Origin of the sequence: Amycolatopsis sp. NPDC005961 (assembly GCF_040629235.1) — a bacterium.
Lineage (GTDB): Bacteria > Actinomycetota > Actinomycetes > Mycobacteriales > Pseudonocardiaceae > Amycolatopsis > Amycolatopsis camponoti.
In genome coordinates this window covers 12,565-32,943 of the sequence record NZ_JBEXVF010000023.1, presented here as the reverse complement: position 1 = coordinate 32,943, position 20,379 = coordinate 12,565, and the positions used below count along the sequence as shown (strand labels likewise).

General features: G+C 70.1%; 19 protein-coding genes and 1 pseudogene. 8 read left to right on the top strand and 12 right to left on the bottom strand.

Annotated features, from left to right (window positions below):
* Positions 1-33: 33 nt before the first annotated feature.
* Both ABZ342_RS21810 and ABZ342_RS21805 read right to left on the bottom strand, forming a co-directional pair.
* Positions 34-1,221 (bottom strand): TRAM domain-containing protein, encoded by a 1,188-nt coding sequence (locus tag ABZ342_RS21810; protein WP_155542287.1) that lies wholly within the window; start codon positions 1,219-1,221, stop codon positions 34-36.
* Positions 1,218-3,257 carry an APC family permease gene (locus tag ABZ342_RS21805; RefSeq protein WP_196425262.1) on the bottom strand — a complete coding sequence of 680 codons (2,040 nt, stop codon included), beginning with the start codon at positions 3,255-3,257 and terminating at the stop codon, positions 1,218-1,220. The genes ABZ342_RS21810 and ABZ342_RS21805 overlap by 4 nt, the downstream gene beginning before the upstream one ends.
* An 84-nt stretch (positions 3,258-3,341) precedes the next feature.
* On the opposite strand from ABZ342_RS21805, the pseudogene ABZ342_RS21800 reads away from it, so the two are divergent.
* Positions 3,342-4,016, top strand: a pseudogene (locus ABZ342_RS21800) (TrkA family potassium uptake protein); the annotation flags it as partial.
* A complete protein-coding gene (locus tag ABZ342_RS21795; protein ID WP_086676743.1) occupies positions 4,013-4,669 on the top strand; it encodes a TrkA family potassium uptake protein in 657 nt (218 codons plus the stop codon). The pseudogene ABZ342_RS21800 and the gene ABZ342_RS21795, both read left to right, overlap by 4 nt.
* A gap of 215 nt (positions 4,670-4,884) precedes the next feature.
* Here ABZ342_RS21795 and ABZ342_RS21790 read toward each other — a convergent pair whose 3' ends face one another.
* Positions 4,885-5,124 carry a hypothetical protein gene (locus ABZ342_RS21790; protein WP_360475813.1) on the bottom strand — a complete coding sequence of 80 codons (240 nt, stop codon included), beginning with the start codon at positions 5,122-5,124 and terminating at the stop codon, positions 4,885-4,887.
* Between the two features lie 526 nt (positions 5,125-5,650).
* Between ABZ342_RS21790 and ABZ342_RS21785 the strand changes: the two genes are divergently transcribed.
* Complete coding sequence (locus ABZ342_RS21785) at positions 5,651-6,040, top strand: hypothetical protein (protein ID WP_360475810.1); 390 nt, start codon at positions 5,651-5,653, stop codon at positions 6,038-6,040.
* 1,362 nt (positions 6,041-7,402) lie between these two features.
* On the opposite strand, the gene ABZ342_RS21780 is transcribed toward ABZ342_RS21785, so the two are convergent.
* Positions 7,403-8,128 carry a DUF3159 domain-containing protein gene (locus ABZ342_RS21780; protein ID WP_155542284.1) on the bottom strand — a complete coding sequence of 242 codons (726 nt, stop codon included), beginning with the start codon at positions 8,126-8,128 and terminating at the stop codon, positions 7,403-7,405.
* A gap of 9 nt (positions 8,129-8,137) precedes the next feature.
* On the bottom strand, positions 8,138-8,518 hold the full coding sequence (locus ABZ342_RS21775) for an OB-fold nucleic acid binding domain-containing protein (RefSeq protein ID WP_072480405.1): 381 nt from the start codon (positions 8,516-8,518) through the stop codon (positions 8,138-8,140).
* 106 nt (positions 8,519-8,624) lie between these two features.
* On the opposite strand from ABZ342_RS21775, the gene ABZ342_RS21770 reads away from it, so the two are divergent.
* Positions 8,625-9,338 carry an alpha/beta hydrolase gene (locus tag ABZ342_RS21770; protein ID WP_360475806.1) on the top strand — a complete coding sequence of 238 codons (714 nt, stop codon included), beginning with the start codon at positions 8,625-8,627 and terminating at the stop codon, positions 9,336-9,338.
* A gap of 44 nt (positions 9,339-9,382) precedes the next feature.
* Here ABZ342_RS21770 and ABZ342_RS21765 read toward each other — a convergent pair whose 3' ends face one another.
* Together ABZ342_RS21765 and dut are read right to left on the bottom strand one after the other, a co-directional pair.
* Positions 9,383-10,051 (bottom strand): DUF3710 domain-containing protein, encoded by a 669-nt coding sequence (locus tag ABZ342_RS21765; RefSeq protein ID WP_155542283.1) that lies wholly within the window; start codon positions 10,049-10,051, stop codon positions 9,383-9,385.
* A complete protein-coding gene (gene dut, locus ABZ342_RS21760) occupies positions 10,051-10,557 on the bottom strand; it encodes a dUTP diphosphatase (RefSeq protein ID WP_155542282.1) in 507 nt (168 codons plus the stop codon). The genes ABZ342_RS21765 and dut overlap by 1 nt, the downstream gene beginning before the upstream one ends.
* A 24-nt stretch (positions 10,558-10,581) precedes the next feature.
* Here dut and ABZ342_RS21755 point away from each other — a divergent pair, with 24 nt between their 5' ends.
* A complete protein-coding gene (locus ABZ342_RS21755) occupies positions 10,582-11,064 on the top strand; it encodes a DUF3093 domain-containing protein (RefSeq protein WP_360475802.1) in 483 nt (160 codons plus the stop codon).
* Positions 11,065-11,231: 167 nt separating this feature from the next.
* Here ABZ342_RS21755 and ABZ342_RS21750 read toward each other — a convergent pair whose 3' ends face one another.
* Positions 11,232-11,540, bottom strand: coding sequence for a DUF4193 domain-containing protein (locus tag ABZ342_RS21750; protein WP_086676737.1), 309 nt, complete (start codon positions 11,538-11,540; stop codon positions 11,232-11,234).
* A 514-nt stretch (positions 11,541-12,054) separates the two neighbouring features.
* Between ABZ342_RS21750 and cei the strand changes: the two genes are divergently transcribed.
* A complete protein-coding gene (gene cei, locus ABZ342_RS21745; RefSeq protein WP_360475799.1) occupies positions 12,055-12,738 on the top strand; it encodes an envelope integrity protein Cei in 684 nt (227 codons plus the stop codon).
* Between the two features lie 292 nt (positions 12,739-13,030).
* Here cei and ABZ342_RS21740 read toward each other — a convergent pair whose 3' ends face one another.
* Entirely contained in the window at positions 13,031-13,849 is an 819-nt protein-coding gene (locus ABZ342_RS21740; protein ID WP_360475796.1) for an inositol monophosphatase family protein, read from the bottom strand.
* Between the two features lie 67 nt (positions 13,850-13,916).
* On the opposite strand from ABZ342_RS21740, the gene ppgK reads away from it, so the two are divergent.
* Together ppgK and ABZ342_RS21730 are read left to right on the top strand one after the other, a co-directional pair.
* Positions 13,917-14,681, top strand: coding sequence for a polyphosphate--glucose phosphotransferase (gene ppgK, locus ABZ342_RS21735; RefSeq protein ID WP_196425430.1), 765 nt, complete (start codon positions 13,917-13,919; stop codon positions 14,679-14,681).
* A 186-nt stretch (positions 14,682-14,867) separates the two neighbouring features.
* On the top strand, positions 14,868-16,262 hold the full coding sequence (locus tag ABZ342_RS21730) for an RNA polymerase sigma factor (protein WP_360475793.1): 1,395 nt from the start codon (positions 14,868-14,870) through the stop codon (positions 16,260-16,262).
* 51 nt (positions 16,263-16,313) lie between these two features.
* Here the strand turns inward: ABZ342_RS21730 and ABZ342_RS21725 are convergent, their stop codons facing one another.
* The 3 genes from ABZ342_RS21725 to glgB all read right to left on the bottom strand — a co-directional run bounded on the left by ABZ342_RS21725 (position 16,314) and on the right by glgB (position 20,375).
* Complete coding sequence (locus ABZ342_RS21725) at positions 16,314-17,504, bottom strand: hypothetical protein (protein ID WP_360475790.1); 1,191 nt, start codon at positions 17,502-17,504, stop codon at positions 16,314-16,316.
* Between the two features lie 40 nt (positions 17,505-17,544).
* The gene (locus ABZ342_RS21720) at positions 17,545-17,937 is read right to left on the bottom strand and encodes a hypothetical protein (RefSeq protein WP_360475787.1); all 393 of its coding nucleotides are present in this window, start codon (positions 17,935-17,937) and stop codon (positions 17,545-17,547) included.
* Between the two features lie 230 nt (positions 17,938-18,167).
* A complete protein-coding gene (gene glgB, locus ABZ342_RS21715; protein ID WP_360475784.1) occupies positions 18,168-20,375 on the bottom strand; it encodes a 1,4-alpha-glucan branching protein GlgB in 2,208 nt (735 codons plus the stop codon).
* Positions 20,376-20,379: the final 4 nt, after the last annotated feature.

Below are 20,379 nucleotides of genomic sequence, written 5' to 3'. Positions count from 1 at the left end.
GCCCGCAGTGTGCCGACCACCACCGACAAAAACTCAGGACAGCAGCGCCACGCACTCCACGTGGTGGGTCATCGGGAAGGCGTCGAACGCCCGCAGAGCGGTCAGGCCGTAGCCGTGCGAAGCGAAAGTTGCCAGGTCACGGGCCAGTGCCGCGGGATCGCACGCCACGTACACGACCCGATCAGGTGAACCCGCCACGATCGACTCGACGACCGCCTTGCCCGCGCCCTTGCGGGGCGGGTCCAGCACGACGACGTCCACCGGCTTCTCGGCCTCCGCCAGCACGTGCTCGACGCGCCCGGCCTGCCAGGACACCTGCGGCAGGTCGGCCAGGTTCTTCTCGCCGTCGGCGACCGCGCGCCGGCCGGACTCGATCGCCAGGACCCGGCCGGACGAGCCGACCTGCGAAGCCAGCACCGAAGCGAACAGCCCGACCCCCGCGTAGAGGTCCCAGGCCGATCCGCCCACGGGCGCCTCCGCCCACTCCGCCACGACCGCGGCCAGCGTCGACGCCGCCGCCGGGTGGACCTGCCAGAAACCGTGCGCGTCGAGCCGCCAGTCGCGGCCCGCCGCGTGCTGCACCGCCACCCCGCCGGTCAGCTGACGGGCCCGGACCTTGCCGCGCACCGTCGAGAGCTCCCGGACGTGCACCCCGCCGTCGCCGTCCTGGGTGACCTCCAGCTCGCTGCCCGGCCGCCAGCGCCGCGCCAGGACGTCGTCGAGCTCGCCGGGGACGGCGATCGGGCAGTCGTCCAGGGCCACCACCCGGTGGCTGTGGTGGGCGCGCAGGCCCGCCCGCCCCTCGCGGTCGGCGACCAGCCGGACGCGGCTGCGCCAGTCCAGCGGACCGCCTTCGAGCGCCTCCACGACGACGTCCCGCTCGATGCCGGCCAGCCGCTTGAGCTGCTCCGCCACGACGGTGGCCTTCAAGTCTCGTTGGTACGCCGGGGAAGCGTGCTGCCAGTCGCAGCCGCCGCAGCCGCCCGGCACCGCGAGCGGGCACGGCGGCGGAACCCGGTGCGGCGACGGGACGAGCACCTCGACGGCGTCGCCGCGGCAGAACGAACCGCCGTTGTCCTCGGTGATCTCGACGCGGACCTGCTCACCCGGCAGCGCGTGCCGGACGAACACGACGCGGCCGTCGGCGCGCGCCACGCAGTGGCCACCGTGTGCCACCCCGCCGACCTCGACCTCGAGGACCCGGCCCAGCCAGCTCGTCATTCGGCAGGCTCCTTGGGCTTCGGCGCGCCGGCGCCGGCGGGCTTCCCGTCGGGCGAGAAGCCGCGACGGACGTCACCGGCCGCGGGCCGCTCGGTGCGGACGCGCGCGGCCGCCTTGGCCGACGACTCCAGCTGCCACGGCACGCTCGCCACGATCACGCCGGACTGGAACAGCAGCCGGCCCTTGAGCCGCAGCGCGCTCTGGTTGTGCAGGACCTGTTCCCACCAGTGACCGACCACGTACTCCGGGATGAACACGGTCACGACGTTGCGCGGGTTGTCCCCGCGCACGCGCTTCACGTAGTCGAGGACCGGCTTCGTGATTTCGCGGTAGGGCGACTCGACGACCTTCAGCGGCACCTTGAAGTTGTGCGCGTCCCACTCGGCGGTGAGCCTCCGCGTGTCGGCATCGTCCACATTGACCGTCACGGCTTCGAGGACGTCCGGGCGCATCGCCTTGGCGTAGGCCAGCGCGCGCAGCGTCGGGCGGTGCAGTTTGGACACCAGCACGATCGCGTGGTTGCGCGACGGCAGCACGGTCGGGGTGTCGCCGAGGTCCTTCAGCTCGTCGGCGACGCGGTCGTAGTGCCGCCGGATCGCCGTCATCAGCACGAAGATCGCGACCATCGCCGCGATCGCGATCCACGCGCCGAGCAGGAACTTGGTGATGAGCACGATCACCAGCACGACGCCGGTGCAGGTGAGGCCGACCGCGTTGACCGTCTGCGAGCGCCGCATCCGCCGCCGCTTGGCCGGGTCGGTTTCCTTGGCCAGCAACCGGTTCCAGTGCCGGATCATGCCCGCCTGGCTCACCGTGAACGACACGAACACGCCCACGATGTAGAGCTGGATGAGCCGGGTCACCTCGGCGTCGAACGCGATGATCAGCACCAGCGCGAACGCGGCCAGGAACAGGATGCCGTTGGAGAACGCGAGGCGGTCGCCGCGGGTGTGCAGCTGCCGCGGCAGGTAGCGGTCCTGCGCCAGGATCGAGCCCAGCACCGGGAAGCCGTTGAACGCGGTGTTCGCGGCCAGCAGCAGGATGATGCCGGTGGAGAAGGAGATGTAGTAGAACGCCGGGGGGAAGTCGGCGAACACCGCGTGCGCGATCTGCGCGACGATCGTCTTCTGCTGGTAGCCCGCGGGCGCGCCGGCGAGCTGCTCCGCGGGGTCTTCGGCGAACTTGACGTCGGTGATCGAGGCCAGCGTGATGATGCCGACCAGCATGGTCACCGCGAGCAGGCCCATCATCAGCAGCGTCGTCGCCGCGTTCTTCGACTTGGGCTTCTGGAACGCCGGGACGCCGTTGCTGATCGCCTCGACCCCGGTCAGCGCCGCCGCGCCGGAGGAGAACGCCCGCAGCACCAGGAACGCGTAGGCCACGCCCGCGAAGGTCCCCTCGGCGTTCAGGGTGAACCCGGCGCTCTCGGCCTTCATCTCGGTGCCGGTGGCCGCCTGCGCCAGGCCCCACACGACCATGACCAGGATGCCCAGGATGAACCCGTATGTCGGGATCGCGAAAGCCTTCCCCGACTCCCGGATGCCGCGCAGGTTCAGCGACGTCAGCACGACCACGATGACGATCGAGGCCAGCACCTTGTGCTCGGCCACCCACGGCACCGCCGACCCGATGTTCGCCACACCGGACGAAGTGGACACCGCGACCGTCAGCACGTAGTCGACGAGCAGCGCGCTCGCCACGGTCAGCCCGAACTTCCCGCCCAGGTTCGTGTTGGCGACCTCGTAGTCGCCGCCGCCGCTCGGGTACGCGTGCACGTTCTGCCGGTAGGACGCGACGACGACGAGCATCACCAGCGCGACCATGATGCCGATCCACGGCGCCAGCGCGTACGCGGAGAGACCCGCGACGCTCAGCGTCAGGAAGATCTCTTCCGGCGCGTACGCCACGCTCGAGAGCGCGTCGGACGCGAAGATGGGCAGCGCGATGCGCTTCGGGAGGAGCGTGTGAGCGAGCCTGTCACTGCGGAACGGACGTCCGAGGACCAGGCGTTTCAGCACGGTCGGGAACTTCGACACCACGGAAGCCTAACCGGAGGGGGGCACGGTAGGTTCGGCGCTGGCATGTCGGGGTAGGTACGGACGGGTTAACCGCCGAAGAGGAGGCAGGGCGTGCACGTGGTGATCATGGGATGCGGCCGGGTAGGCGCGTCCCTGGCCGCTGCGCTGGAGCGGCTCGGCCACGAGGTGGCCGTCATCGACAAGAGCCAGCAGGCGTTCCGGCGGCTGGGCAGCGACTTCCACGGCCAGCAGGTCGTCGGCGTCGGGTTCGACCGCAAGGTGCTGATCGAAGCGGGCATCGAGCGGGCCGGCGCGTTCGCCGCGGTGTCCAGCGGAGACAACTCGAACATCATTTCCGCGCGGGTCGCGCGGGAGAACTTCGGCATCGAACACGTCGTCGCGCGCATCTACGACCACAAGCGCGCGGCCGTGTACGAGCGGCTGGGGATCCCGACGGTGGCGACCGTGCCGTGGACCACCGACCGGTTCCTGCGCACGCTGCTGCCGGACGGCGTCGCGTCGGCGTGGCGGGATCCGTCGGGCAACATCGCGCTGCTGCAGCTGCCGCTGCACGAGGGCTGGGTCGGGCACTCCGTCCGGTCCCTGCAGGAGGCGTCCGGCGCGCGGGTGGCGTTCATCATGCGCTTCGGCACGCCGGTGCTGCCGGACGGCAAGACGATGGTGCAGGACGGCGACGACGTGTGGGTCGCCGCGCGCTCCGGCACCGTCAGCGACGTGACCAGTGTGGCCAACCGCGAACCGGAGGACGAGGCATGAGGGTCGCGATCGCCGGGGCGGGCGCGGTGGGACGCTCGATCGCCAACGAGCTGATCGACGGCAGGCACCAGGTCATGCTCATCGAGCGGGAGGCCGACCAGTTCGAGCCGCAGACCGTCGAGCAGGCCGACTGGGTGCTGGGCGACGCCTGCGAGGTGTCGATCCTGGAGGAGTCCGGGATCGAGCAGTGCGACGTCGTGATCGCCGCCACGGGTGACGACAAGGCGAACCTCGTCGTGTCGCTGCTGGCGAAGACGGAGTTCGCGGTGCGGCGCGTGGTGGCGCGGGTGAACAACCCGGCCAACGAGTGGCTGTTCACCGACGCCTGGGGCGTCGACGTCGCCGTCTCGACCCCGCGGATGCTCGCGGCGATGGTCGAGGAGGCGGTCAGCGTCGGCGACCTGGTCCGGCTGATGACGTTCCGGCAGAGCAACGCGAACCTCGTCGAGCTGACGCTGCCGGCGGAGACCCCGCTGGCCGGCAAGCCGGTGAGCGACCTGACGTTGCCGCGCGACGCGGCGCTGGTGACGATCCTGCGGGGCGACCGCGTGATCGTGCCGCAGCCGGAGGACCCGCTGGAGCCGGGCGACGAGCTGCTGTTCGTCGCGACGGCGGACGTCGAGCCGGAGATCCGGACGGCTTTGGGTTACTGAGTCCACCCGTGGCGGTCTCCCTGCCACGGGTGCCTTCCATCCCGCTATCCACGAGCAGCGGACTCCGGGACGGAGCGACGTGCTTGGGGCGGCCCTCGGGACATGCTCCCGGCCGCTTGCCGGGCGTCTCGTCGCGGTCAAACGAGTGTCCCGGCACCTGAGGCGCCGGGACACTCTTCACGACGTTCATTTTTTCCTCACAGAACTTCGAAGATCTAAAAGATCTTCAGCTCTTTCGGGTGGGACTCGCCGGCAGCATTGACCAGGACGGCTCCGCCGGACGCCAGAACCTCCTCGACGTACGCGTAGACGCTGATCGCGCGGTTGATGGTGTCGGTCTTCGAATCGCCGGTCAGCCCAACCACCTGTTCCAGGGCACGTGCCGCCCGGGGACTCAGATTGAACGTGACCCTGCCCTGACCACCGCTGCCAGCACCCACGTTCTGGTCGATCACACTCGCAGAATTCTTCTGCACCATTCCATTACCTTCCCCGATGCGTGGATCTCCGTGACCTAAGCGACTCTGCGAGTTGCAGCCCGAGGAGTCAGGCCCAGACACACAAAACAGGCCGCATCGTTACCGTTGCGGACCCGTTCGCGTTGTCATCAACTTGTTCTTCAGGTCAACCAACGCCGGTCCGTGGTACTTACGATCAGGTTCGTCTCCGGCCAAGGAATTCGAGTTCCATGATCACCACCTCGCCGTTAGCTTTGGTGCCCGATCACTCCTCCCGGGGCGATCTGACGACAAGCATGCGCCTCTCATCACCACGATGTCAAGCCGACCGCTGTAACTCATCTGGCGGATCCATGCGCATAGCTATCACAGTAGCGTGACGTCGCACGCATCATGTAATGATCAAATACAGTCAATGTCATCATCTTGTCCATCTCATGAGCGCATCCGCAGTGTAAGGTCACCTGCGGAAGAGCGGGTCGCGGATGCGACTACGCATTGGGACGGGTGACAAGGAAAACGCGTGCCGAAAGAACCTGGGTCCTCGAAGGACCAAAAGAAGCAGGAACCGACCACCGGCTGGGAACTGGATCTCACGAAGCTGGAGCCGGGCAAGCCGACTCCGCGGGCCGACCCTGTCATCGTCGAACTCGAGTGGAGCTGGGGTCTCAGCGGACTCAAGGGACTGCTGACCGCAAAAGGCCCCTCGGGGGGCATCTTCGCCATCGCGCTCGGCGGGGTACTGATCCTCGCGGGCGGCGCGGGGTTCGGTGCGGCGGTCGCCGCGATCTGCGCCTTAGCAGGCGTAGCGGGATGGGTGATCTGCGTTCTCGGCGTGTCCGCAGCAGCAGCCGGCGTCGGCCTTGTCCTATTCCTGCTGCGGCCGCGACGGATGGACGACAAGCCGAAGTAGTCCCGACCTCCTGTCCCCCAAAGCCCTGAGGTGCTCACGGAAGCCCGTGACACCTCAGGGCTTTTGCGTGGTCGCCGCGCCCGATCCCACCCAGCGGCACCCTGGCGGACACCAAAGAGACCGCCGACATAGTACCCCGACCAGGGCCCCTGAACAGGCTGTTGTCGGCCGATAACAGACACGCGGACGAACTGGTCGACCTGGATTGACTACGACGCTTTACCGCGCGAAGGATTTCTGTCTACAGTGACGGGGCAAGCCCGGTTTCACCCATCGGCAGTAAGGGCTGGCCTGTAACACCCTCAGAAGCAGTAACGACTCGCTTAGGGTCAGACCTGGCGGATGGGAGGCTCGGCCCCAGCTGCAACTGGAACCGAGACCTATGTCGGCTACTCCCTCGGGGAAAGAGGCAGGCCGACACGCCATCCGCGCTTGGCTAGAGCAGCAGACCGGCCCCGCATCGAGAACGAATCCCTGCTGAGATCCCAGCCGGGCGCCCAAGGCTCCCGGCTCTTCTCGACTTCGGGCTACGCCCAACAGTCAGCGTAGCCCCCGTCGCCGCTTTTGCGGAGACGAGCCCGATCGCCAGGCACCCATACGGGATCCCCAGCACGTGTTGACTAGCGACGGTACGTAATGGGAGCGCAGCAATCCCACCTCCTCGCATGTGATCTGCGTCACACAACACCCCGTTAGACGAGAACTAGCAGGTCAGACGCGGTCGCCAAGTCCTGCAATCGCGGAAGTTCCTTTCAAAAAGTGTCGAACTTCGGCGCGCCTAGAGCAGCATTGGCCTCGTGGAGAATTGCCGATCATGGCAAGAGGGCGTGTTTTTACCACATGATCTCATTTTTAGGAATGCCTACCCGTGAGTCCACTGCCGCTTTCACTTTGCGTATCCGTAATCGAATATCAACTAACTCGCGCACCTGCATGTGCACGTGCATATCTCACTGTCTGTGCTGGTAACCCTTGTTCAGACAGGAGCGAATCCGGCGCGCCCGCCGGATACTGCCGTCCTGCCCCAAAGCCTCACAACCACTCGATCGTCGTCTTGCCGCGATGCCAAAGAGTCATCAGTGGTGACAGCTCGTAGCGGCGCCGGGCAGACGCAAGAGCCGTTGTTTCCTGCCCCCGTTCGGAGCTGGGCCGGCGGAACGTCCGAACCGGCCCCCGTGGGCTGGCCGATCGGTTGCTGGCTTCTACCAGCATCTGAGAGGCGCAGAGCTTCGGGCTCCGTTGAAAGGGGGGTCCGGTCAGCCGGTATCGCCCGGGGAGTTGCTCGCGCCGCGCGGCGCGTGAGCTACCGACGACATGAGAAAAGGCCCCCGCCGAACTCGTTGGGGGCCTTTCTTCAAGGTCTCAGGCTTCGGGAGCCTGGGCGTACTTCTCGCGCAGCCGGGCCTCGACCTCGGCGTCGGTCTCCGGCTTGGGCTCGTCCTCGGCCTGGGCCTTCAGCCGCTTGTCCGACCGGCGCACCGCCCAGACCACCACCAGCAGGCCCAGCGCGTACAGCGGGTACCCCATCGCGATCTTCGCGAAGGCCAGCCAGCCGGTGTAGTCCTCCTGGTAGAGCCACCGCTGGACGACGAACCGGGCCGCGAACACGGCCGCCAGGGCCAGCGTCGCGATGTCGTAGCCGTAGCGGGACGGCTTGTCCTTGCGCCACGCCTGCCCGGTGCCGTTCAGCACGTTCCAGACGACGCCCGCGATCGGCCAGCGCACGACCACCGACAGCACGAAGATGCCGCAGTAGACCAGGCTCGCGTAGATCCCGAAGAGGAAGAACCCCTTCGCGGACCCGGTGCGGTAGGCGATGAACGCCGCGATCGCGACGCCGAAGAAACCGGAGATCGCCGGCTGCAGGGGCTCCTTGCGGACCACGCGCAGCACGGTGATCGCCACCGCGCTGCCCACCGACGTCCAGATGGCCGCGGTCAGGCCGAAGAAAGCGTTCGCCAGGACGAAGACGATCACCGGCACCGACGAGTAGACCAGGCCGGACACGCCGCCCATCTGCTCGAGCAGGGTCGGCTGCGGTTCTTCTTCCGCGTCGGTCTTCTTCTCGCTCGGGGCGGGTTCAGTCACGATGGGTGATCAACTCACTGGGCTCTGGAGCTCGTAATAGGGGTTGTACAGCACCTTCTGGCCGTCACGCTCGGCCATCCGGCCGCGCACCTTGATCGTCCGGCCAGGCTCGATGCCCGGGATCCGGCGGCGACCGAGCCAGATTAGCGTCACGCCCTGTGTCCCGTCGAACAGCTCCGCCTCCAGCGTGGCGGCCTCGTTCGTCGGGCAGAGCTCCACGCTGCGGAGTCTCCCCATCACGGTGACCTCTTCGCCGGAACGGCAGTCGCAGGCCCGCTGCGCGCCCTCGGCGCCGGACCTCATCGACATTTCGTCGGCGTCGAGCTCATCGACGTCGCTGGTCAGCTTGCGTACCAACCGGCTGAAGTAGCCGCCGTCTTTGGCGGACATAGGTGCTCCTGTGCTCCGGGGCCCCCGACATAAGTGCTTGCGGCCCGTGCGATTCCAGCGTACTGCGGTCCCCGCCAGGGAAACGCCTTTGCGCAAAGATCGCAACGTGACGTCCGCTATCAGAGTTCCCGCCGCGGTCCTGCTGCCCGGCACCGGCTCGGACGAGGTCTTCGTCCGGGCGGTCTTCGCCGGCCCGCTGCGCGCCCTCGGTGTCCCGCTCATCGCGCCACCGCCGCCCTCCGGTGCGGCCTTGGCCGACGCCTACCTGGCGACCCTGGACGCGCTGGCGGACGAACACGGCGAACTGCTCGTAGGCGGCATTTCGTTCGGCGCCCACCTCGCCGCCGAGTGGGCCGTGGCCAATCCGGACCGTTGCGGGGGCCTGCTGGCCGCGCTCCCGGCTTGGAACGGCCGTCCGGGCCAGGCACCCGCATCGCTCGCCGCGACGCTGTCCGCGGATCTGGTGGCCGGCTCCGGGGTCGAAGCGGCGCTGGCGCAGACGGCGGGCAGCCCGGACTGGCTGCGGGCGGAACTCGACCGGGCGTGGCGCCGCCACGGCGACGGGTTGGCGGCGTCCCTGCGCGTCGCCGCGGGCCGGCCGTCCCCGACCCTCGCGGAGCTGACGCGACTGGCGGTCCCGGCCGGGATCGGCACCTGCACCGACGACCCGATCCACCCGACGAAAGTCGCATCGGAGTGGGCCGGGGCACTCCCCCGCGCGGCGCTCGGCGAGACGACCCTGGCCGCGCTGGGCGCCGACCGCGAGTCCCTCGGCCGGGCGACCGTCCTGGCCTTCCTCCGGGCCCTCGAAAAGCCGTGAAGGCCGCCTCGGGGCTCCCCCGGGCGGCCTTCACGGACCGAGCGTCAGCCTTGCTGCTGCTGGGCCGCGATGTGCTCGGCGACAGCCTCGGGCAGCGTGATCGTGAGCGGGGTGCGGACCGGCATCGGCGCGTCGCCGCGGTCGACGATCGTGCGGCGCACGATCCCCCGCAGCACCTCGACGGCCGCCGCGGCCTCGGACTGCGGCCCGGCGATGACGCCGCGCAGCATCCAGCGCGGCCGGTCGATGCCGACGAAGCGCAGCGAGACGTCGCCGACGATGGCCGAGATCTCCAGGCCCCACACGCCGCGGCCGATGTTGACCTTGGCGCCGTCGGCCCGCAGCTGCTCGGCCAGTTCGGTGCTCACCTCGCGCCAGAGGCCGCCCGAGCGCGGCGCGGCGTAGGCGCTGACCGTGATCTGGCCCTGCTCGGTGACGACGTGCACGGCGCGCACGCCCCCGGTTTCGGGGTCCATCTCGACCTGGACCTGGGATCCGTCGGGCACCGGCACCTTCACCGAGCCGAGGTCGATCCGCGGGACGCCGTCGTCCTCGAAGTCCGCGACGTCGAACGGGCCGTCGGAGACGTCCGACAGCTCGTCGCCCTCCTCGCCCTCGTACCCGTCGTCCTCGATCGTGTCGTCGGCCTCGGGCGCGGCGTGCCTGCCGGCGGACTCGCCCTCGGTCCGCCGCTTGCGTCCGAAAATCCCCACTACTTCTCCGTTCCTTCCCCCGCGCCGGCGCTCGCGCCGAGCGCCTGTGCTGCTCCCAGTGTGGCGTGTCCACCCGTGGAGCCGTAGCCTCCGTCGCCCCGTTCGGTGGCGTCGAGCTCGTCGACCTCGACGAACTCGGCGTGCTCCACCCGCTGCACGATCAGCTGGGCGATGCGGTCGCCGCGCGCGAGCTTCACCGGGTGCACCGGGTCGTGGTTGATCAGGCAGACCTTGATCTCCCCGCGGTAGCCCGCGTCGATCGTGCCCGGCGTGTTCACCACCGAGAGGCCGACCCGGGCGGCCAGGCCGGACCGCGGGTGGACGAACCCCGCGTACCCGGGTGGCAGCGCGATCGCGACGCCGGTGCCGACGACGCCGCGTTCACCGGGTTTCAGGACGATATCCGAGGTGGTGACGAGATCGGCCCCCGCGTCGCCCGGCCGGGCGTAGGCGGGCAGCGGGACATCCGGGTCGAGCCGGGAGAGGAGTACCTGAACGCTGGACACGGGCGGCGAGATTACTCTCTACCCGTGGGTGAATCTGCGAAGACGGCCGCGAGTGCCGCGGTCCGGCACTCCGAACGGCTGTACGTGCCGTGGTGGGGCTGGCCGCTGCCGGTGCTGGGCGCGATCCTGCTGGCCGCCGAGGTCGACATGGGCTACCCGGGCGTCCGGGCGTGGCTGCCGTACGTGATCGCGCTGCCGGTCGTGGTCGGGCTGATGCTCTCGCTGGGCCGGGCGAAGATCCGCGTGACCGGCGGTGACGAGCCGGAGCTGTGGGTGGGCGACGCGCACCTGCCGCTGCGCTACGCCGGGACGGTCGAGATCTTCGACAAGGACGCCAAGCGCAAGGCACTGGGCCGCGACGGGGACCCGGCCGCCTACGTGCTGCACCGCGGCTGGGTGGGCCCGGTGGTGCGGATCACGCTCACCGACCCCGCCGACCCGACGCCGTACTGGCTGTTCAGCACCCGGCACCCCGAGCGCGTCGCCGAGCTGGTCAAGGGCGCCTGACCCCGGCTCTGCCCCCTCGAGACATGCCCCCTCAAGACATGGGAAGGGGGCCGGCCTGCCGGCCGGCCCCCTTGTCCCCAGCGCTTCGAGCCTCCCCCTTGGTGCCCTCGAGGCTCTCCGCGTCTGTTCGTCCCCTGTAGCGAAGCCCTGTCCGAGATCCCGCGCGATCAGGCGCAGTCGCGGCAGATCAAGCGTCCACCGCTCTCCTCGGCCAGCCGGCTGCGGTGGTGCACCAGGAAGCACACGGAGCAGGTGAACTCGTCCGCCTGCTTCGGCACCACCTTCACGGTCATGTCCTCCCCGGAAAGCCCGGAAAGGTCGGCACCCGGCAGCTCGAAGTTCTCGGCGGTCGCGTCCTCGTCGACGTCGACGACGCCGGACTGGTTCTCGTTCCGCCGGGCCTTGAGCTCCTCCAACGAGTCTTCGGCCAGCTCGTCGGCTTCGCTGCGGCGCGGAGCGTCGTAGTCGGTAGCCATGTGTCCCTCACCCCTGCGATCAGCTTGTGTAGTCGTTTTCCCGAACCCTCGGATGCGCCCGTGAGTCCGCCGTGCCGCTGGTCAACGTTCCAGGGCCCTCGTTTGTGCCCGACGGCCGAAGTGACCGAGGTCTCTTCTTTATGGGCCTCTTCCTGCGGCCGGAGCCCGGGAAGGGTAGCTCACGCCCGCGACGGTTCTGCAACGAGTCAGACATTGCCGGGAAATCGTCACCCGACAGGGGGAACCCGCAGGTAAGACGCGTTGTCGTCCATTCGGGTTGCCCGCGGGTGGAGAACCTCACCGGCGGCCCGTGTCCGCTTGCCCCGGCCGACCCCGCCGTGGTGCGATCGCCGCACGGGGATCGGTCGCGGGCGGGGTCCCGCGACGACGGGCGGCGCACCGGGAGAACCGGGCCCCCGGGACGGTGGGCGCGGGTCGCAGCGCCTAGGCTCATCGGCCACGACGGTGCCGGGTTCGCACCGGCCGGGTTCGGTGTTCGGGAAGGGACGGGCAGGTGGCGTCGGGGAACGGCATCGGGGACCGTGGGGCGCGGCCGTATCGCAAGCACAAGCCGCTGCCCGCGCTGATCGTCATCGGTGTGCTCGCGCTGGGCGCGATCATCGTCTGGATCAACGCGGCCGTCGGCAAGGGGGACGTCGACGAGGCCGTGAAGTGCGACCCGGCCGCCAGCCCGCCGCCGGGCGTCACGTTCAGCACCCTCCCCCACAACGCCCTCGACGACCGCGCGCCGGTGCCGCCGGACAAGGTCGCGGTGAAGGTGCTCAACGCCTCCGGCTCCCGCGGCCAGGGCGGCATCACGACCACCGCGCTCAAGGAGCTGGGCTTCACCGGAGCGGGTGAGCCGGCCAACGACCCGGCCTACGAGGGCCGTGCGGCCAAGTGCCGCGGCCAGATCCGCTTCGGCGAGAACGGCCTCACGGCGGCCCGCACGCTCAGCCTCGTGGTCCCGTGCGCCGAGCTGGTCCAGGACAACCGCAAGGACGCGAGCGTCGACCTGGTCACGGGCACCCTCTTCGGCGACCTCCGGCCCCGCGCCGAGGCCCGCCAGGTCCTCACCCAGCTCGCCGACTGGTCCAAGGCCCACCAGGGCGGCGGCACGAACGAGCAGTCCGCGGGCGCGAAGGCCCCGGTCATCGACCAGACGCTGCTGGCATCGGCCCGCGACGTCGGCTGCTGAGCCGGCGCGCACCACCCGCACAGCCCGCACCCAAGCCGCACCCCGCGCGCGTGGGGGCGCCCCCGATCTTCACGCTACCGGGGAGCACCGACAATTCCGGGCGCTCGCGTCGCGAGCGGCCCGTTCGCGACGCCTGAGTTCCCCGGACGAGTCGCCGGAGTTCCCCGGACGACGTGTTCGCGGACGACGTGTTCGCGGCGGAGGCCGGACGAGGTGTTCGCTACCTTCGCCCGCACCGTCTCGCCGTAGACCGCCGCGGCGGAAACGCCGTGTTCTCCCGGATTGGGCGCCGTCAGACCTCGGCGGCGCCGCAGTCGGCCAGGACCTTCCGCAGCGGGTCCGCGATCGACGGTGCCGCCGCGTACGTCGCGTCCGCGCCCAGCTCCGGTGCCGACCCCGGCAGGTGCACCCGAGCGCCCGCCTCCGCCGCGATCAGTGCCCCCGCCGCCCAATCCCAGCGGTGCAGCCCGTGCTCCACGTACGCGTCGAGCCAGCCCGCCGCCACCGCGCACAGGTCCAGCGACGCCGCCCCGTTGCGCCGGATGTCCCGGACCCGCCCCAGCAGCTCCGCCGCGAACCGTGACTGCCGCGTCCGGCGCTCCGCCGAGTACGCGAAACCGGTCCCGACCAACGTCAGCTCCAGCCGCGAAGGCGCCGACACCGCCAGCCGGCGGCCGTCCAGGAACGCGCCCTGCCCGCGCGCGGCCGACCAGACCCGGCCGCTCGCCGGCTCCACCACCGCGCCGGCCACCGACTCGCCGCCGACCTGCGCCGCCACCGACACCGCGAACCACGGCAGCCCGTAGAGGAAGTTGACCGTCCCGTCGATGGGGTCGACGACCCAGGTCACGCCGTCGCCGGCGGCGCCGCCGCCCTCCTCGCCCAGCACCGGCTCCCCGGGCCGCAGCGAGGCCAGCCGCGCGCGCACCAGCTGCTCCGACTCGTGGTCGACGGCGGTGACGACGTCGGTGTCCGCGGACTTCGTGTCCACGGCCACCGAGCGCCCCCGCGCCATCCCCTCCCAGGCCTCGCGGACCAGCTCGGCGGCGTCCGTCGCGACCTGCACCGCGACGCTTTTCAGCAACGACTCGTCAACTCCCACGTCCGACATGTCACCACATCCGGTTAAAGTCTCCGAGGCAGGCTTCTGAATCGTGCGAGAAGGGACCACGTCCGTGGTGGAGGCGACCCGCCGAGGTTTCGGCATCGACATCGGCGGCAGCGGGATCAAGGGGGCCTTGGTCGACCTGGACAAGGGGCAGCTCATCGGCGACCGGATCCGGATCGAGACGCCGAAGCCGTCCACGCCGTCGGCGGTGGCGGACGTCGTCGCCGAGATCGTGACGCAGGCGGGCTGGGACGGCCCGGTCGGCGTGACGCTCCCGGCGGTCGTCAAGAAGGGCGTCGCGCACACCGCGGCCAACATCGACAAGCAGTGGATCGGCACCGACGCCGACGCCCTCTTCGCCAAGCGCCTCGGCCGCGGCGTCGACCAGGTCGCGATGCTCAACGACGCCGACGCGGCGGGCATGGCCGAGATCCGCTTCGGCGACCCGGTCGCGCGCAAGGGCGTCACCGCGCTGCTCACCTTCGGCACCGGCATCGGCAGCGCGGTGTTCCAGGACGGCAAGCTCGTCCCGAACACCGAGTTCGGCCACCTGGAGATCGACGGCCACGACGCGGAGAAGCGCGCGGCCGCCTCCGTGAAGGACAACGAGGGTCTCTCGTACCCCGAATGGTCCAAGCGCGTGCACCGTTATCTGACCGTGCTCGAAAACCTGATCTGGCCCGACCTGTTCATCGTCGGCGGCGGGGTCAGCAAGAAGGCCGAAAAATGGGTGCCGCTGCTGGACCTCCGCACGCCGGTCCTGGTGGCGACGCTGCAGAACAACGCCGGGATCGTGGGTGCCGCGGCGGCCGCGAGCGAGGGCATCCAGCACTAGATCCGGGCGCCGGAGCGGGCCGGAGGGTGATCGCTTCGCGACGCATGCGCGTACCGTCGTTACAATGGAACACGGCCCACGGCTGCGGAGGCGAAAACCGCAGGCCGAGGCGTGATCCCCGAATGTGAGGCAGCAGTGGCACCCGTGCCGTTGCTCGTCATGATCGACCGCTGCGAAAGGGCGTAAGTGGCAGCCGCAAGAACCGCAACCCGAGGCGGGACGAAGACAGCGACCGCAGCCGGCGAGCCGGCCGAAGAGGCAGCCACCGGGACGGCGAAGCCTGCGGCCCGCAAGACCACCACCGCGAAGAAGGCTCCGGCCAAGAAGGCGCCGGCGAAGAAGCCCGCGACCAAGGGCGAAGACGGCGACCCCGAAGGCCCCGAGGGTCTCGAGGAAGGCGAGCTCGACTCGCCCGACCTGTCGGACCTGGAAGAGGTCGAGGTCGACGTCGTCGACGAGACGGTCACCGAAGAGCCGGACGCCGCCTCGGCGGATGACGACGACGATGACGATGACGACGAGGAGACCCCGGCGCAGCGCCGTCGTGGTGCCGCGGCCGACAAGGCGGCGGCCGCCAAGAGCTCCGACAACCCGGACTTCGTTTGGGACGAGGAAGAGTCGGAGGCCCTGCGCCAGGCGCGCAAGGACGCCGAGCTCACCGCGTCGGCCGACTCCGTGCGTGCCTACCTCAAGCAGATCGGCAAGGTCGCGCTGCTGAACGCGGAGGAGGAGGTGGAGCTGGCCAAGCGGATCGAGGCCGGGCTCTACGCCGCCGAGCGCGTGCGCACCGCCGAGGAGGAGGGCGAGAAGCTCGTCACCCAGATGCGCCGCGATCTCAAGTGGATCGTGCGTGACGGCGAGCGCGCCAAGAACCACCTGCTGGAGGCGAACCTCCGGCTCGTGGTGTCGCTGGCCAAGCGCTACACCGGTCGCGGCATGGCGTTCCTGGACCTGATCCAGGAGGGCAACCTCGGCCTGATCCGCGCGGTGGAGAAGTTCGACTACACCAAGGGCTACAAGTTCTCGACGTACGCCACGTGGTGGATCCGCCAGGCGATCACCCGCGCGATGGCCGACCAGGCCCGCACCATCCGCATCCCGGTGCACATGGTCGAGGTCATCAACAAGCTCGGCCGCATACAGCGCGAACTCCTGCAGGACCTCGGCCGCGAGCCGACGCCCGAGGAGCTCGCCAAGGAAATGGACATCTCCCCGGAGAAGGTCCTGGAGATCCAGCAGTACGCGCGTGAGCCGATCTCGCTCGACCAGACGATCGGCGACGAGGGCGACTCGCAGCTCGGTGACTTCATCGAGGACTCCGAAGCGGTCGTCGCGGTGGACGCGGTGTCGTTCACGCTGCTGCAGGACCAGCTCCAGTCGGTGCTGCAGACGCTGTCCGAGCGTGAGGCGGGCGTGGTCCGGCTGCGCTTCGGCCTCACGGACGGCCAGCCGCGCACGCTCGACGAGATCGGCCAGGTGTACGGGGTGACCCGTGAGCGCATCCGGCAGATCGAGTCGAAGACGATGTCGAAGCTGCGCCACCCGTCGCGGTCGCAGGTCCTGCGGGACTACCTGGACTGAGTCGTACTCACGGAAGAACCCCGTCACCTCGGTGGCGGGGTTCTTCCGCGTTCAGGGCCGGCCGGTGAGCGTCGTCCACGGGACGTGCACCACCACGCGCTCCCGGAGCTGCTCGTTCAGCAGCCACAGCTCCCCCGTCGCCGGCCAGTAGGACAGGTTCTGGCTGTTGACCGGCGCCTGCCCGGCCAGCCTCGACGTCGAGACGCCGCCGACCCCGCCGTGCAGGCACGACGGGTGGTCGCCGGCCGCTCCGGCGTACTCCGGGCAGACTCCCGTCAGGACGAAGTAGCCGTTCCGCGCCACCGCGCCCTGCATCCCCCACACCGGCGACGAGAACCCTTCGACGGCGTGCACCTGACCGTCGGCCGAGGTCTTCAGGCGGCCCGTCGAGGCGTCGAACGGCCAGCGCAGGACCCGGCCGCCCGCCTCGGCCGCGTGCTCGGCCGTCACGAACGTGGAATCGCCGTGGTCGAAGGAGAGCGTCGACAGGCACGGCCGCGCGCCGGTCCCCGTCGTGCACGCGCCGCCGCCGGGGTACCAGTAGGCGCCGATCTGCGGCATCGCGTAGTCGTAGTACGCCGCGTGGTACCGGCCGTCGGTGCCGAGGCCGACCGTCGCGGAGCTGTCGTCGACCTGCCAGAAGTGCGTCGTGTCGAAGACGCGGATCAGGCCGCCGGTGGTCGCGACGTAGAGCAGGTTCCCGGACCACGTCATGCCGTGCCCGTGTCCGGCGACGACCGCGAAATCGGTGTCGGACGTCGGTTCCACGAGCAGGACGTGCCGGTAGCCGAGGCCGTTGGCGTCCACAAAGGACAGCCGGACCATGGTGTCGCCGGGGGTGTGCCACGACGTCGCGATGACGCGCTTGCCGCCGACGGTCCCGGTCACCGGGTCTGCGTCCCCCGAGCCGGTGAGGCCCTGGGGGATCCAGTCGTTGGTCTTGTCGTCGTTCGCGTCTTCCCAGCAGAAGCCGGCGGGCTTCAGCGCGGCCGCGAGGTACGTGCCGTGGCAGAGCGGCCGGGCCGTGCGGTTGGCGTCGCCGAGGAGCTGCGGCAGGCCGCGCGGCGGGAGCTTCTGGTCGAGGGCGGCGATCCGGCTGCCGTAGGTGGCGAAGGAGCCGCCGGGGGTGAGCCGGTAGCCGTCGACGGTCGCCGCGTCGAGGCGGGGGAAGTTCGCGGCGGCCTGGGCCGTCGTCGTCAGGCCGAGCAGCAGCAGCGTCACGAGGCCGAGCACAAGTCGCATGGCGGCAGCGTGACGGGGCCGCGTACACGGCCCGTACAAGTCAGGGCACGGCCAGGCCGCGCTCCCGCAGCGACTCCTCGACGCGCAGGCGTTCGATCTCGCGGTCCATGCCCTCGGGCAGCTCGGCGAGCCGGTGCGGGACGTCCACCTGGCGGCAAGCCTGGGCGAGCAGCTCGTCGTACGCCTGCCGCGTGCCGAGGCGCCGGGCGGCCGGCGTCCCGGACGGGTAGCCGGCGAGCAGGCGGTGCACCCGCCGCAGATCCGCGGCGACGCGTTCGATCGGCGGACCCGCGGGTTGCGGCTTCGCGCGCTTCTCGAGAAGACGGCGAAGCAGCTTCGGGGCGCGCAGCGCGCACCAGAAGAGCACCGTGGGAGCGATGCAGACCACGGCGAACAGGATCAGGTTCACGAGGACGCCGCCGGCGCCGGTCATGCACTGATGGTAAGCCCGCGACGCCCACCCGGCGGACCCATTTTCACCCCGCCGGGCGTGATCGACGAGGTGACTCGCGTGTTCGGAAGGGCATCACGCGTGACGGGAGAGGCATCACGCGTGATTGAAGGGACATCACCCGTGATTGGAGGGTCGACACGAGCGTGGTCGCCGTGTCGACCCTTCAATCACGCGTGTCGACCTCAGGATCACGCGTGTCGACCCTTTGGTCACGTCAGGTCGGGGTCCGCGGGGGTCTCTTCGGCCAGCCAGAGGACTCCGGCCGGGGGGAGCTGGAGGACGGCCGAGGCCGGCTGGCCGTGCCACGGGTCCTCCGTCGCCTCCACCGCGCCCAGGTTGCCGACGCCCGAGCCGCCGTAGGCCTCCGCGTCCGTGTTGACCACCTCGAGCCAGCGGCCCGCCGACGGCAGGCCGACCCGGTAGTCGTGGTGCGGCACGCCCGAGAAGTTCGCGACGCAGGCCAGCCGGGATCCGTCGGTGCCGATGCGCAGGAAGCTCAGGACGTTGCCGCTCGAGTCGTTCGCGTCGATCCAGCGGAAGCCGTCCGGTGACGTGTCCTGGCTGAACAGCGCGGGCGAGGACCGGTACACCGAGTTCAGCGACCGCAGCAGGTCCTGCACCCCGCGGTGCAGCGGCTCGTCCAGCAGGTGCCAGTCCAGCGACCGCTGCTCCGACCACTCCGACGGCTGGCCGAACTCGCCGCCCATGAACAGCAGCTGCTTGCCCGGGTGCGCCCACATGAACGCCAGCAGCGAACGCAGCCCGGCCGCCTTGTTCCAGGCGTCGCCCGGCATGCGGCCCCACAGGGATCCCTTGCCGTGCACCACTTCGTCGTGCGAAAGCGGCAGCACGAAGTTCTCGCTCCACGCGTACACGAGTGAGAACGTCATCTCGTTGTGGTGGTAGGCGCGGTGGATCGGCTCGTGGGACAGGTACCGGAGCGTGTCGTGCATCCAGCCCATGTTCCACTTGAAGCCGAACCCGAGGCCGCCCAGGTGCGTCGGGCGCGTGACGCCCGGCCACGCCGTCGACTCCTCGGCCACCATCACGACGCCGGGGTGTCGCTTGTAGACGGTCGCGTTCAGCTCCTGCAGGAACTTCACCGCGTCCAGGTTCTCGCGGCCGCCGTACTGGTTCGGCAGCCACTCCCCGTCCTTGCGGGAGTAGTCGAGGTAGAGCATCGAGGCGACCGCGTCGACTCGCAGGCCGTCGAGGTGGAACTCCTCGATCCAGTACAGCGCGTTGGCGACGAGGAAGTTGCGGACCTCGTTGCGGCCGAAGTCGAACACGAGCGTGCCCCAGTCGGGCTGCTCGCCGCGGCGCGGGTCCGCGTGCTCGTACAGCGCGGTGCCGTCGAACTTGGCCAGCGCCCAGCTGTCCTTCGGGAAGTGCGCGGGCACCCAGTCGACCAGGACGCCGATTCCCCGCTGGTGCAGGCGGTCGACGAAGTAGCGGAAGTCGTCCGGGGAGCCGAAGCGGGACGTCGGCGCGTAGTACGACGTCACCTGGTAGCCCCACGAGCCGCCGAACGGGTGCTCCGACACCGGCAGCAGCTCGACGTGGGTGAAGCCGGTCTCGAGGACGTAGTCGCCGAGCTGGTCGGCCAGCTCGCGGTAGTCGAGCCCGGGCCGCCACGAGCCCAGGTGGACCTCGTAGACGCTCATCGGCGCCGCGGACCACTCGGTGGCCTCGCGCTGGGCGACCCACGCGTCGTCCTCCCACAGGTGCCCGGAGGTGGTGACGACCGACGCCGTCGCGGGCGGGTGTTCCGTGCCGAACGCCATCGGGTCGGCCTTCTCGCGCCAGTTGCCGTCGGCGCCGAGGATCCGGAACTTGTAGCAGGAGCCGGCGCCGACACCCGGCACGAACAGCTCCCAGACCCCGGACGAGCCGAGCGAGCGCATCGCGTGACCGCGGCCGTCCCAGCCGTTGAAGTCGCCGATCACGCGGATGCCGCGGGCGTTCGGCGCCCAGACCGCGAACGACGTCCCGTCGACGACGCCGCCCGGCGTCTCGTACGCCCGGACGTGCGCGCCGAGCACCTCCCACAGCCGCTCGTGCCGGCCTTCGCCGATCAGGTGCAGGTCCAGCTCGCCGACCGTGGGCAGCCAGCGGTACGGGTCGTCGGCAGTGACGGAGTGCCCGTCGTAGTCGATCTCCAGCCGGTAGTCGCCGGGGTGCTCCGGCACCGCGACGGCGAACAGCGCGTCGATGACCGGCTCCATCGGGTACCGGTGCTCGCCGCTGAGCAGCGCGACGGCTTTGGCGCCGGGCAGCAGCGCCCGGGCCACGAAGCCCTTCCTCACCGCGTGCACGCCCAGCACCGAGTGCGGGTCGTGGTGCGAACCGGCCAGCAGCCGGTCGATGTCCGCGGCCGCCGGGGCGGCGGCCGGGAGTCCTTCCGGAACCGCGTTCACGGCG

Coding starts and splice junctions, on each gene's coding strand:
- ABZ342_RS21810 (WP_155542287.1), bottom strand. CDS start 1,221: ATGACGAGCTGGCTGGGCCGGGTCCTCGAGGTCGAGGTCGGCGGGGTG.
- ABZ342_RS21795 (WP_086676743.1), top strand. CDS start 4,013: ATGAGGGTCGCGATCGCCGGGGCGGGCGCGGTGGGACGCTCGATCGCC.
- ABZ342_RS21750 (WP_086676737.1), bottom strand. CDS start 11,540: ATGGCTACCGACTACGACGCTCCGCGCCGCAGCGAAGCCGACGAGCTG.
- ABZ342_RS21775 (WP_072480405.1), bottom strand. CDS start 8,518: ATGTCCGCCAAAGACGGCGGCTACTTCAGCCGGTTGGTACGCAAGCTG.
- ABZ342_RS21720 (WP_360475787.1), bottom strand. CDS start 17,937: ATGACCGGCGCCGGCGGCGTCCTCGTGAACCTGATCCTGTTCGCCGTG.
- ABZ342_RS21725 (WP_360475790.1), bottom strand. CDS start 17,504: ATGCGACTTGTGCTCGGCCTCGTGACGCTGCTGCTGCTCGGCCTGACG.
- ABZ342_RS21740 (WP_360475796.1), bottom strand. CDS start 13,849: ATGTCGGACGTGGGAGTTGACGAGTCGTTGCTGAAAAGCGTCGCGGTG.